At 61.2% G+C, this 11,749-nt stretch carries 9 protein-coding genes; all 9 read right to left on the bottom strand.

Translation table 11 applies throughout. From position 1 onward, the window contains the following. Positions 1–899 precede the first annotated feature (899 nt). The gene (locus tag Q9S52_RS09720; protein WP_304708972.1) at positions 900–1,232 is read right to left on the bottom strand and encodes a hypothetical protein; all 333 of its coding nucleotides are present in this window, start codon (positions 1,230–1,232) and stop codon (positions 900–902) included. A 73-nt stretch (positions 1,233–1,305) separates the two neighbouring features. Further along, positions 1,306–2,322, bottom strand: coding sequence for an NAD-dependent epimerase (locus Q9S52_RS09715; protein WP_304708971.1), 1,017 nt, complete (start codon positions 2,320–2,322; stop codon positions 1,306–1,308). Continuing rightward, positions 2,319–3,944: a glycosyltransferase family 39 protein gene (locus tag Q9S52_RS09710; RefSeq protein WP_304708970.1), complete on the bottom strand. Its 1,626-nt coding sequence runs from the start codon at positions 3,942–3,944 to the stop codon at positions 2,319–2,321. Before Q9S52_RS09710 ends, Q9S52_RS09715 begins: the two co-directional genes overlap by 4 nt. Next, positions 3,920–4,603: a lipid-A-disaccharide synthase N-terminal domain-containing protein gene (locus Q9S52_RS09705; RefSeq protein ID WP_294594476.1), complete on the bottom strand. Its 684-nt coding sequence runs from the start codon at positions 4,601–4,603 to the stop codon at positions 3,920–3,922. The genes Q9S52_RS09710 and Q9S52_RS09705 overlap by 25 nt, the downstream gene beginning before the upstream one ends. Positions 4,604–4,606: 3 nt before the next feature. Beyond that, on the bottom strand, positions 4,607–5,344 hold the full coding sequence (locus Q9S52_RS09700) for a glycosyltransferase (RefSeq protein ID WP_297627409.1): 738 nt from the start codon (positions 5,342–5,344) through the stop codon (positions 4,607–4,609). A 979-nt stretch (positions 5,345–6,323) separates the two neighbouring features. Continuing rightward, a complete protein-coding gene (locus tag Q9S52_RS09695) occupies positions 6,324–8,624 on the bottom strand; it encodes a family 20 glycosylhydrolase (protein ID WP_304708969.1) in 2,301 nt (766 codons plus the stop codon). 39 nt (positions 8,625–8,663) lie between these two features. Further along, complete coding sequence (gene rbfA, locus Q9S52_RS09690; protein WP_300727479.1) at positions 8,664–9,011, bottom strand: 30S ribosome-binding factor RbfA; 348 nt, start codon at positions 9,009–9,011, stop codon at positions 8,664–8,666. Positions 9,012–9,425: 414 nt separating this feature from the next. After that, a complete protein-coding gene (locus Q9S52_RS09685; RefSeq protein WP_304708968.1) occupies positions 9,426–11,561 on the bottom strand; it encodes a protein-disulfide reductase DsbD in 2,136 nt (711 codons plus the stop codon). Beyond that, positions 11,558–11,749: hypothetical protein (locus Q9S52_RS09680; protein WP_304708967.1), on the bottom strand; the 192-nt coding region annotated here is incomplete at its 5' end. The genes Q9S52_RS09685 and Q9S52_RS09680, both read right to left, overlap by 4 nt.

Raw genomic sequence — 11,749 nt, 5'->3', positions numbered from 1 at the left:
TCAATCATTTTGGCGGTGAGCCGAAATAGAATGAATCGCGCAAGGCGCGCGAAAACCCCAACCTCGCCCCTAAATCCGTCGCCCGCCCGCTTAAAAGGGCATATTCTGCCGGTCGGCACTTGGCCAATCCGGTAAGAATTGCCGCGGGCGACGGCAGTGGCGGAGCGAAAGCGGAGCCGCAGTGAGGCGGACACGGGGCAGTGCTTTGGCCGAGCTTCTGCGACCCATAGGGTCGCGCAGTTCGCCGCACCCCATGCGGCGGACTGCAACTTCGCGGAGCTCGTTGCATTCACCGCTGGCGGCGAATAGCTAAGACTGAGAGCGAGTAGCGCGATTCCGAAAGGAATCGCCGGCCTCTTATTGGGGTAGAGGCTGCCCAATCGGAGTTCCCGAAGGCACCGGCGCGTGGGGGCGTGCCGAGGACGAATGCCACAAAAAGGGGTAATGAATGGGGGAAAGTGCTTTCGAGGGTCGAAGCCTGCGGGGTCCACAGCAACGTCAGTTGCGGGCCTCCGCTGGGGGAGGCTTCGGCCCGTGCGATTCTTCGAATCGTAGGATTCAGCTCAAAAGTAGGGTAGAGGCTGGCAGTAAAACGCCCTGCGGGCGCGTTTATTCCGAGAGGCAACGCAACTGAAAACCGTAGGCGCGAAGGTACACGTCGCTGGAATTGAGGTACGTCGCGTAATAGTGCAAGAGCACACCACGGTAGCGGTCTCCCGAATCGTAGGACGTGGACGATCAGTTGTACCCACCGATGCCGACACCCCACAATTCGCCTTCGCCGCTGCCGCGGTGGCCCGGGGCGGTGCCGCATGATCCGTAAAATCCGAATGGAAAAAATCGGTAGAAGTTTGGGTTTTAAGCCCCCGATCGGTTCCGGCGAAAGCTCTCCGGCCCGTTTATTCCGAGAGGCAACGCAACTGAAAACCGTGGTCGCGGGCGACTGTGTGGCCCGGGGTAAGCCGAGGTATATCAAACAGTAGAATGGCACCGCCCGTGCCGCCCGTGGCGGAACACCACACTGTACCTTCCCGGCCGACGCCGCCCAGCGCGCCCAAGGTGCTACCGCGGTAGCCTGCGCCGCGGAAGCCCGGGGCGGGGTACCAGGCGAGCGGGGTTCCCGCGCCCGAGGTGCTTACCTTGTAGAGACGACCGTTGGTGGCTTTGTAGTTCCCTGCACCGTAAGATTCTCCGACAACCCCATCCGAGTAGTACGGGAAGGTGCCGTTCAAAGGTACATCCGCGTCCCGCGTAAAGTCAGACCAAGTCCAGACATGAGGGTGAAATCTTTGTAGAATCTTATCGTTACAGGCCGTGATATTGCCGGTACCAGGCACAAAATCGGTCGATGCCTTCCTGCAACGGGGTCGAGGGACGATAGCCGAAATCCCGCTCCAGGGCGGTCGTGTCGGCATAGGTGCGCACGACGTCGCCCGGCTGCATCTCGGTGAACTCTTTCACGGCTTCGCGCCCTGCCGACCGCTCGATCGCGCCGATAAAATCCATCAAGGGAACCGGTGCACTGTTGCCGATGTTGTAGACGGCTGTCCGCACGCCGTGGCGGTTCGCTGCGGGCGGCTGCGAGACGACGGCGCAGACGCCGGTCACGATGTCGTCGATGTAGGTGAAGTCGCGCTCCATCCGGCCGTGGTTGAAGACGCGGATCGGACGGCCTTCGGTGATGGCGCTCAGAAAGAGCCACGGGGACATGTCGGGGCGTCCCCAAGGGCCGTAGACGGTGAAAAAACGGAGGCCGGTGGCGGGAATCCCATAGAGTTTCGAGTAGGCGTGGGCCATCAGTTCGTCGGACTTCTTGGTCGCGGCGTAGAGGCTCACGGGGCGGTCGGTCATGTCGCTCTCGGCGTAGGGAACCTGCTCGTTCAGCCCGTAGATGCTGCTGGAGCTGGCGTAGACCAGATGGGTTACCGGAAAGTGACGGCAGGCTTCGAGAATATTCAGAAAACCGACGACGTTGCTCTGAATGTAGGCGTACGGATTCTCGATCGAGTACCGCACGCCGGCTTGTGCGGCGAGGTGGATCACGGCGTCGAAACGCTCGGTCTCGAAGAGGCGGTCGATAAAGGTTTTGTCGGTCAGGTCGGCCCGGACGAAACGGTAGCCGTTCAGGGTGTCGCTGGTGGCGAAGTGGCGGTCGGCGGGTGCGGAGGCGATACCCGAAGCGGCCAGACGGGCGTGTTTCAGCTCGACGGCGTAGTAGTCGTTCAGGTTGTCGAGTCCGACGACCTGGTCGCCTCGCTCGCAGAGGCGGTGGATGGTGTGGAAGCCGATGAAGCCGGCGGCACCGGTTACTAATATCTTCATGGTTGATCCGTTGTTTCGGGCCGGTCGAACACGCCGAATGCGTAGTTGCCCACGCGGTGGACTTCCCGGCCCGAAAATGCGCGGGTCAGGGCTTCGTCGTAGCCGATCCGGGAGCGGTAGGTGATGACGATGCCGTGTTGCAAGGTGTCGAGCGTTTCGGCGGAAAGACCTTCGGCGGGAAGGCCTAAGTAGGCGTCGATGTTTTCGGCGCGGCTGATGCCGTAGGTGTAGTAGCGGTCGATCCCGGCGGCGTCGCCGACGGTTTTGGCGGCGCCGCAGACGTCGCCCATCCCGATGTAGCTGTTGAACCGGGGCAGGGCGAACGAGAGAACGAAGAGAGTGGCGAGGATGCCGCTGCCGAGCAGGGTGATGGCGGGGTAGAGTCGTCCGCGCCACAGCCGGACGAGGCTCCACACGGCGGCGACGGACAAAACGGCGGTGCCGATGGGTACGAAGAGGGATTCACGAACAGGCAGCTCCGGGGCGAGGTAGCAGACGATGAGCCAGGCGGGGAAAGCGAGGGCCAGTAGGGCCGCTGGAATCCCCACTAACCAGCGCATCCAGCCGCGGGTACCTTCGCGGGCGCTCCACAGGAGGGCGAGGTAGATAAAGAAAGGAAAGGCGGGCAGCAGGTAGATCTGGATTTTGGAGCTGACGAGCGAGAGGACGCCGAAAGTGGAGAGGGCGACGACGAGGAAGAAGCGTTCCAGGTCGGTTGCGGCGGTCTGCCGCCAACGGCAAAGGCCCCACGCGAGAACGCCGATGGCGAAGAGCGACCACGGGGCGAGGGAGTACCAGATCGAAACGGCGTAGTACCATACGGGCGCTTTGTGGTGGAAGGCGTCGACGGCGCGTCCGGCGGTCTGTTTCACCAGCAGGTTGTCCAAATAGGCGGTGCCGCCTTCGAGGTACACGGCGCCGAACCAAAGCAGGCAGAGGCCGAGCAGAATGCCCCAGGTCTGCCAGCCCCAGTAGCGTCCGATGGCTCGCCAGTCGCGGCGAATCGCCAGAAAGAGGATGACGCTCACCAAGGGGACGAGTATCCCGACGGGCCCTTTGGAGAAGATGGCGAGGAATACCCAGACCGGAAACAGCCATCGGTCGCGGCGCAGGTGGCCTTCGCTGTCCGAGGTGCCGCTGTACAGCCGCCAGAAGGTGTGCAAGGCGAGGACGATGAAGAGGCACATGAGCATGTCCATCCGCAGAATGACGGCGGCGCCGAGGAAGTAGACGCTGGTGAAGAGCATCAGTTGTCCGGCGAGCCGGGCCCGGGGATCGGTCACGACGGGACGCACCCAGCGGTTCATCGTGCGGAGTATCAGCAGGGCGGGGATGGCCGAAAAGAGGCTCATGAAGCTCATCAGGGCGCTGAGGTTGTGCCCGAAGAGTGTCCGCCCGAGCATCAGCATCCAGAGGAAAAGCGGCGGTTTGTCGGCATAGGCTGTGCCGTGGTTGTAGAAGGTGAAGAGGTGGCCGTCGCGGATGGCTTCGTCGGCGATGCTCAGATAGCGGAGTTCGTTGTTCCGGGTGAGGTCGCGGAAGAGAAAGAGGGGGAGGATGGCGAGGAAAAGAAGCAGGTAGCGGCTCCAGTCGGTGCCTATCGTGTCGAGGTGTTTTCGCATGGTCGGTCGTTGCTGTCGGAGGCTGTGGCCTGAGCGGTGCGTTGTTTGTTGAAGATGATGATGTTACGGGTGTAGACGAAGGCGCCGGTGAGGTGCCCGAGGATGAGGGGGTACATGTCGCCGCGAATCAAGGCGTAGGCGATGATGATGGTGGAGCCGGTGAGGCTGATGAGCCAGAAGCCGAGCGGGAGGATCGATTCGCCGCGCTGTCGGGAGTACCACCATTGGTAGACGAAGCGGAGGGTGAAGATGATTTGTCCGCCGGTGCCGAGGGCGATGAGCCAGCCGGGGAGGTCGCTCTCGATGAAGAGGTGGGCGAGGAAGTCGCTCCAGTTCAGGGCGATCCACAGGATGCCGGCCAGCGGCAGGGCGAAGATCGTCCAGCGGATCGGGGGCCAGAGGGTTTTCCAGGCTCGACGGGCGTTGAGGTTCCAGATGTAGATGTAGTAGGTGACGAATTGCCCGAGGATGATGGAGAAGTCGTTCCGAAGCCAGCCGTAGAGGCAAAAGATGCAGGCGGCGACGAGGCTGATCTGCCAGAAGATGGTGGGCGAGAGGACGCGCCGGGCGCGTTCGCTCAGGATCCACTGGACGAAAAACCGGGCCGAGAAGAGCAGCTGGGCCAGGTAACCTAAACTGTCGATGGCGAGCGGGTGCATGGGTTACAGGTTGGTCTCTCCGGTGCGGTAGTCGATGTAGCGTTTGCGCATCCACCGGTAGGCGAAGCAGTCCATGAAGGGGCCGGCGAGCCGGTTCCAGAGGTGGTATTTGGACTGGCCGGCGACGCGGGGAAAGTGCCTTACGGGCACTTGCTTCACGCGTGCGCCCTGGAGTTGGATCAGGGCGGGCAAAAATCGGTGCATGCCGGTGAAGAAGGGGATTCGCTTGGCGTAGTCGGTACGCAGGACTTTCAAGGGGCAGCCGGTGTCTTCGACGCCGTCGTGGGTCATCATCCGACGGAAACCGTTGGCGATCCGGGAGGACATGTTTTTCACGAAGGAGTCTTTCCGGCCGGTGCGGATACCCATAACCATCTCATATTCGCCCATATGGGGCAGCAGGAGGTCGAAGTCTTCGGGGGCGGTCTGAAGGTCGGCGTCCATGTAACCGACGTATTCGGAGTAGGTGGCGTCGATGCCGGCTTTCATGGCGGCGCTCAGGCCGCTGTTCCGGGCGAGGTCGAGCCAGTAGAAGTGGGGGTTGCGTCCGCAGATTTCGCGCAGCCGTTCGCCGGAGCGGTCTTTCGAGCCGTCGTTCACGAAAAGCGCGCAGGCGGGCTGCCCTCCTGCTGTGGTTGCGGGCAGGTAGGCCCGCAACCGTTCTTCGAGGGTATATATGTTGTCTTCTTCGTTGTAGACGGGTACGATGATGGTGAACCGGTAGTCGGCCGTTTTATTCATGGGATAAGGGGTGTATTTCGCTGGCAAAGGTAACATTTTCCGGCGATTCCTCGCGGTGTGGGGGCTTTGTCTCGGGGCGGGGCTGTCTGGTGCGGGCGGCGCCACTGTCTGTTGGGTTCGGGCCGCGCGCTCGGGGGGCGGCCCGAAGGCCAGCGCGCAGGCCCGGCGGCTCGTAGAGCTACAAGAGCATGGCCAACAGTTCGTCTCGATTCTGCCGGGTTCGGCCTGTCGCCCACTCCCCCGAGCGGCTTCGCTGCTGCGCGCTCCCCGGCGGCTCGTAGAGCCGCAAAAGCACTGCCTATTTATTTTCGGCCGCAGCCAGCGCAGAACGAAATATTAAGGCCGAGGCGGCCAGTAAAAGACGCTGTGCGTCCCCTCCGCATCCGGGGGCTGCGGGCCGACCGTTAACACGGGGACTTAGCTATTCGCTCACAGCCTATAGCAATTCGCCGCCAGCGGTGAATGCAACGAGCCCCGTCGAGTTGCAGTCCGCCGCGTGGGGTGGCGGCGAACTGCGCGACTCTGCGAGTCGCAAAAGCTCGACCCCAAACTCGCCCCAATTCTCCGCCCCGTGTCCGCCTCACTGCGGCTCCGCTTTCGCTCCGCCACATTCCCGTCGCCCGCTGGGATTTCATCTCGATTTTGCTGACGCAAAATGAGCGAAATCCCCTTTTACGCAGGCGGGCGACGGATTTTTTGCGTTGTTCTTTTTTCGCGCGCCTGCGCGATTCATCTATATTCGGCTACCGCCGAAATAGCTGAATCGCTTCTTTAGGCGTGGCGCGCGGTCTAGGCACTTCCCGGCTGGAACTGTTCTTTCTGTGAACAGAAAGAACCAAAGAAACTTTAGAGCGCATCCCTGCGGGATGCTTTGGCCGTGTCTGCCCGAATAAGACAAAAACCAGCATCGATATGGCAGCTTCTACCTCGGTTCTTGGTTCGGTTGCCTGTCGTGGCGCGAACGAGGCGGCAGGCCGGATCAGTGCTTCAGACCGGTCAGGGTGTGGAGCTCCGGTTCGGACGGGGTGGCCCAGCGCAAGGTGAGCTCGCCGCCGTTGTTCATGTCGAAGTATTCGACGCGAAGACGGTGCCATCCCGCGGCTAAGGCGCGCTGGGCGGTGCGGGTCACAGGGCCGTGAGGGCCGTCGTTGTCGATCAGCAGCTCGTCGTCCAAGAAGAGCCGCGATCCGTCGTCGGACATCAGTTCGAAGGTATAAATCCCGCTCTCGGGGGCTTCGAGGTAGCCGGTGTAGATCAACCCCAGCCATTCGGTAATCCGCGGAGGAATCGCCACGCTGTCGAGGGTGTAGCTCCGCACGGCTTTCGCCCGTTCGATCTCTTCGCATTTCCGACCCCGGAAGTCGTGGTAGAGCATCCGGACGCCGTTCTCTAACTTGCGGTCGGGCAGGGGCTGGGCCGGTGAATAGGTCTCTTTCCGATACTCGGCCCGTTGCATGGCGCCTGCGGTGCCGTCCGGCCGGAAGGGACGGAAGATGAAATGGGTCGATTCGGTCACGGTGATCGGCCCGGTGTACAACGGCGATTCGAGGGTGGGGAAGGTGCCGTCGGTGGTGTAGCGCACGTCGATGTTCGGCAGCAGGCACTCGATTTCGACGGTGGTGGTGTCGGCGAAGACGTTGAGGTCGTTGAAGCCGGTCAGGTCGGGTATCCGGTAGTTGATGCCGCGGCGATCCAGGTAAGGCGCCTGGGCGGCGAACCGCTGTTCGAAGTCGGCCCAGTTCTTGGCTTCCGGACGGGCCCATGCCATCTCGCTCAGGGCGAGCATACGGGGCATCACCTGATATTGCATCCGTCGTTCGCTCGGGATGCGTTCGCACCAGACGTTCCCCTGTACGCCGCGAATCCGGGCTTGTTGCTTCGGCGTGAGGTGCCATTCGGCCCGGTAGGCGGTGGGTTCGGTTTCGTAGATCCGTTTCAGGTCACGGCCCTGTTCGATGAAGTCGAGGTAGAGCAGGAAGTCGGGACAGATGATGACGTCGTTGCCTTGGGCGGTGGCGGTGGTCACGGCGCCGGGGGCCCAGTCGCGCCACCACATGACGGTGGCGGTCGGCGACAGGCCGCCTTCGACGATCTCGTCCCAGCCGATCATCTTTTTGCCGTTCGACCGGAAGTGGGATTCCATGTCGTGTACGAACCAGGCCTGAAGTTCCTGTTCGTCGGCGAGGCCGTAGGTCTTGATCCGGGCCTGGCAGTCGGGACAGTTTTTCCAGTTGGTCTTTTCGACTTCGTCGGCGCCCAGATGCACGTATTCGTAGGGGAAAAGGGAGAATATTTCGCTGTAGACGTTCTTGGCGAACATCAGGGAGGAGTCTTTGCCGGGGCAGAGGGGGGAGGAGAAGCTCTTTCCCCAGGAGGATTCACCGGTGCAGGTGATCCACGGGTAGCCTTGCTGGGCGCCCATCAGGTGGCCGGGCATGTCCAGTTCGGGGATGACGTCGATGCCGCGGGCGGCGGCGTAGGCGACGATGTCGCGAATCTCGGACTGGGTGTAGAAGCCGCCGTAGAGGGTGTCGCCGTTCTCGATGCGGAGCAGTTCCTCGGGGAGCTGCATGTCGGGATTGTCTTCACGCGCGGCCATGGCGAGGCATTCGCGATCCTGGCTGTTCAGTTTCCGCCAGGCGCCGCTGTCGGTCAGCAGGGGGTATTGTTTGATCTCGATGCGCCACCCCTGGTCGTCGGTCAGGTGCCAGTGGAATTTGTTGAATTTGTAGGTGGCCATCAGGTCGAGGTAGCGTTTGACCTGGTCGACGGTGTAGAAGTGGCGGCTGACGTCGAGGTGCATGCCGCGCCAGTCGAATCGAGGGGAGTCGCTGACGGTGATGTAGGGGATCCGGCTGTCGGTCGGGTCGACGGGGACGAGCTGGCGCAGGGTGGCTATCCCCATGGCTACGCCGCGCGGACTGGCGCCGCGGATGACGATGCCGTCGCGATCGACGGTCAGGGTGTAGGCTTCGGGATTCGGGTCGTCGAGGCCGAGGCGAAGGTTGATGTTCCCGGTTTCGGCTCCGGGGGCGGTTTCGAGTTGAAGGGCGGAGGAGCTCCGCAGGGCTTCGGTCAGGTAGTTCGCTACGGGCTCCAGGGAGGAGTCGGCGGAGATGGTCATGCCGCTTTTCAGTTTATAGTTTCCGTCTCCGCGGGTGACTGAAACGGGCTGGGGGATCAGTCCGGCTTCGGGCAAGGGGAGGGGTTGACGACCGCAGGAGTTGCCGAGAAGCAGCATTAAGCCACAGGCGAGAGGGGCGAGCAGGGTGGTTTTCATGGTGTGTCCGGGGTAGGTTGTCTGGGTGTGTGGGTGGGGTTATTCCTGAATCAGTTTCTCGATGCGTTCGACGTATTCCAGGGAGTCGTCGATGGCGAAGGCGATTTCGGGAACGATCCGGAGTTGGTTTTTCACGCGTTTCCCGAGTTCGAAGCGGATGGTGCCGGCGTGGTCGTGCAAGGCGGCGAGGGTCGGGGCGCCTTTGTCGAAGGGGAAAACGCTGAGGTAGATTTTCGCAAAGCCGAGGTCGGGGCTGACGCGTACTTTCGATACGGTGACCATGGCGCCTTGTACGAGATGGCGGGCTTCTTTCAAAAAGATGTCGCTGAGGTCTTTCTGTATCTGGCGGCCGACTTTCTGCTGTCGGGTGGTCTCTTCTTTTTCCATATATATGAATAGTGTTTGTTGTTTGAGTCTTGCGGAGCGTGAGGCGGGGGATAAAAGCAAGGCCGAAACGCTGCGGCTCGAAGAGCCGTCCGGGCCGGAGCCACCCCAGGCGTAGGCCTGCAACTTCGCGATGCTCGTTTCCGGCCTCGCTGGCTCCGGCCGGCTTTGGAGTCGAGGCTGCCTTACGCGCGCCTTGGGAAAATCTTGTTCAAAAATGGAAAACGCTTTTGAATGATTTTCCTGTTAAGGCGTCGGCGCGCGTCTTTGGCTACAGGAGGGTACTGCGCTCGGGCCGGGCAGGCCCTGCTTAAATAAGGCAGTGATAACCCTAGTAAAAGCCCCTGTGGGGCCCCGTGGTGGGCGAATGGCTGTGTCGGCCCAAATCTTCGCCCCGTTCTTTGTTCGTGCCTGTCGCTACTGCGCGTTGCGGCGGTAGGCCTGAAGGCCGGATTCCAAAAAGTTGATGAAGCCGTTCACGTTTAAATCGTATGACCGAGGGGTCACCAACGGCTTCCCGTCGTTGTTCAGCAACACATAGTAGGGCAGGGCGTTGATCCCGAAGCGTTCGATCTGGAAGGCGGCGTTGATCTTGCCTAAGGTCTTCCGCACTTTCCCGTTGGGGGTGGTCACCCAGTCGCTCTCCGGCAACTGCTTCTTGTCGTCCACGTAGAGGGCGATAATCACATAGTTGTCGCGCAGCAGCTTCTGCACGGTCGGATCGCTCCATACGTTGGCCTCCATCTCGCGGCAGTTCACGCAGCCGTGGCCGGTGAAGTCGAGGAAAACAGGTTTCCCCACTGCGCGGGCATATTCCATCCCTTGTTCGTAGTCGAAGAATCCCTCCAAGCCGTGAGGCAGATGTAGGAAGTCGCTGTATTTCGGCGCACCGCCTTCGATTTTTGAGCGGTCGAGCGATGACACCGCCCCTCCGCCGGATACAGACACACCGCCCGCCGAAGAAGCCGAAAGGTTGAAATCCATCGTGGAGAGCGGCGGCAGATAGCCGCTCAAAGCCTTGAGCGGCGCCCCGAACATCCCGGGGATCAGGTATACGACAAAGGCGAAGGTGATGATGGCGAGGAATAACCTCTTCACGCTCACGTATTTCGTGTCGCTGTCATGGGCGAATTTCAGCTTGCCGAGCAGGTAGAGACCGAGCAGGAAGAAGATCACGACCCAGAGGGCGATGTAGACTTCGCGGTCGAGCAGCCCCCAGTGGTAGGTCTGGTCGGCGACACTGAGGAACTTGAGCCCCAGCGCCAATTCGATAAAACCGAGGACTACTTTCACCGAATTGAGCCACCCGCCCGATTTGGGCAGGTTCTTGAGCAGCGAGGGGAAGAAGGCGAAAATGGTGAAAGGCAGTGCAAACGCCGCCGAGAAGGCGAGCATGGTGAAGATCGGTTCCCAGATCGCGCCCTGGGTCGACTTTACGAGCACGGTGCCCACAATCGGCCCGGTGCAGGAGAATGACACGAGCACGAGGGTCAGGGCCATGAAAAAGACGCCGACGAGGCCTCCTTTGTCTGCTTTGGAGTCGCTCCGGTTGACGAGTTTCGAGGGCATGGTGATCTCGAATGCGCCGAAGAATGAGGCGGCGAAGATCATGAAAATCAGGAAGAAAAGGATGTTCGGCAGCCAATGTGTGGCCAGCCAGTTGAAGATGTCGGCCGTCACCGAATCTCCGCCCACGAAGTAGGTGATGAGGATGATGGCGGCGATGGGAAGGGTGTAGAGGGCGACGATCGAAATCCCATAAAAGGTGGCCATAAACCGTCCTTTTGCCTTATTGTCGCTCCCTTTCAGGAAGAAGCTGACGGTCATCGGAACCATCGGGAAGACGCAGGGGGTCAGCAAGGCTGCAAAGCCCCACAGGATGGCTTCGATGATGATGGTCCAGAAGCTTTTGCTTTCGTTCCGTTCGAGTCCTGCGAAGGAGGTTTCGCCGGAAACGGCGGCGGTGTCGGCGGTCGCTTCAGGGGTCACGAAGATGGCTTCGTCGCGCACCATCTTCCCTTCGGGATCCGCTGCGGCGGGCTGGTCGAGCGCGGCGGGGAGGGTATCGAGTGCTTCGCCGGCTGCGGGTGTCGGCGGGGTCAGGGTGAGGGTGAAGTCTTCGTCGGTGGGGGGCAGGCAGCTTTCGTCGTCGCAAACTTGCCATTCGACGTTCCCTTTGATGGTGACGGGTTTACCGGCTGCGATGAGCTGGGGGGAGAATTTGAAGCGTTGCACGAATTTCGCGGAACGGGCGAAGTAGCCGATCTCCATGCCGAAAATCTCGTCGTGTACGCGGGTCGGCGCCGGGCTCTGCTGGATGCCGCCGTCGAGCGAAACGCCGTTCGGCAGGGTGAAGGTAAAGGTGGTGGCGTTGGGCCCTCCGTCATACGGCCCGATGTCGTACATGTGCCACGGCATGTCGATGTCGGCGGTCATCTCGGCTTGCTGGCCGGTGGCGGTGAAACGCCAGCTCACAGGCTGTTCGACCTGGGCGTGGGCTCCCGTCCCGAAAATCCCGAGGAGCAGGGTGGCGAGGGCAATTCTGAATCTCATAAAACGATGTTAGGTTCTGGTAAATATATATGTGCGGTTTTTTGTGACTCTTTGGTGACAGGCTGGAACTGTTCTCGTTGGCTTCGCCTTCCTCCTCGCCGCTTGGCAATTTGCAAACTGCGTTTGCATTGCACTCGCTGGCAGCGTCGGTTGTGAACAAAAAGAACCAAAAAAACTTCAGAGCGCAT

Origin of the sequence: uncultured Rikenella sp. (assembly GCF_948810725.1) — a bacterium.
Taxonomy (GTDB): Bacteria; Bacteroidota; Bacteroidia; order Bacteroidales; family Rikenellaceae; genus Rikenella.
The sequence above is the reverse complement of the archived record's forward strand: the minus strand, read 5'-3'. Positions and strand labels throughout refer to the sequence as shown.

Coding starts and splice junctions, on each gene's coding strand:
- Q9S52_RS09695 (WP_304708969.1), bottom strand. CDS start 8,624: ATGAAAACCACCCTGCTCGCCCCTCTCGCCTGTGGCTTAATGCTGCTT.
- rbfA (WP_300727479.1), bottom strand. CDS start 9,011: ATGGAAAAAGAAGAGACCACCCGACAGCAGAAAGTCGGCCGCCAGATA.
- Q9S52_RS09705 (WP_294594476.1), bottom strand. CDS start 4,603: ATGCACCCGCTCGCCATCGACAGTTTAGGTTACCTGGCCCAGCTGCTC.
- Q9S52_RS09685 (WP_304708968.1), bottom strand. CDS start 11,561: ATGAGATTCAGAATTGCCCTCGCCACCCTGCTCCTCGGGATTTTCGGG.
- Q9S52_RS09710 (WP_304708970.1), bottom strand. CDS start 3,944: ATGCGAAAACACCTCGACACGATAGGCACCGACTGGAGCCGCTACCTG.
- Q9S52_RS09700 (WP_297627409.1), bottom strand. CDS start 5,344: ATGAATAAAACGGCCGACTACCGGTTCACCATCATCGTACCCGTCTAC.
- Q9S52_RS09715 (WP_304708971.1), bottom strand. CDS start 2,322: ATGAAGATATTAGTAACCGGTGCCGCCGGCTTCATCGGCTTCCACACC.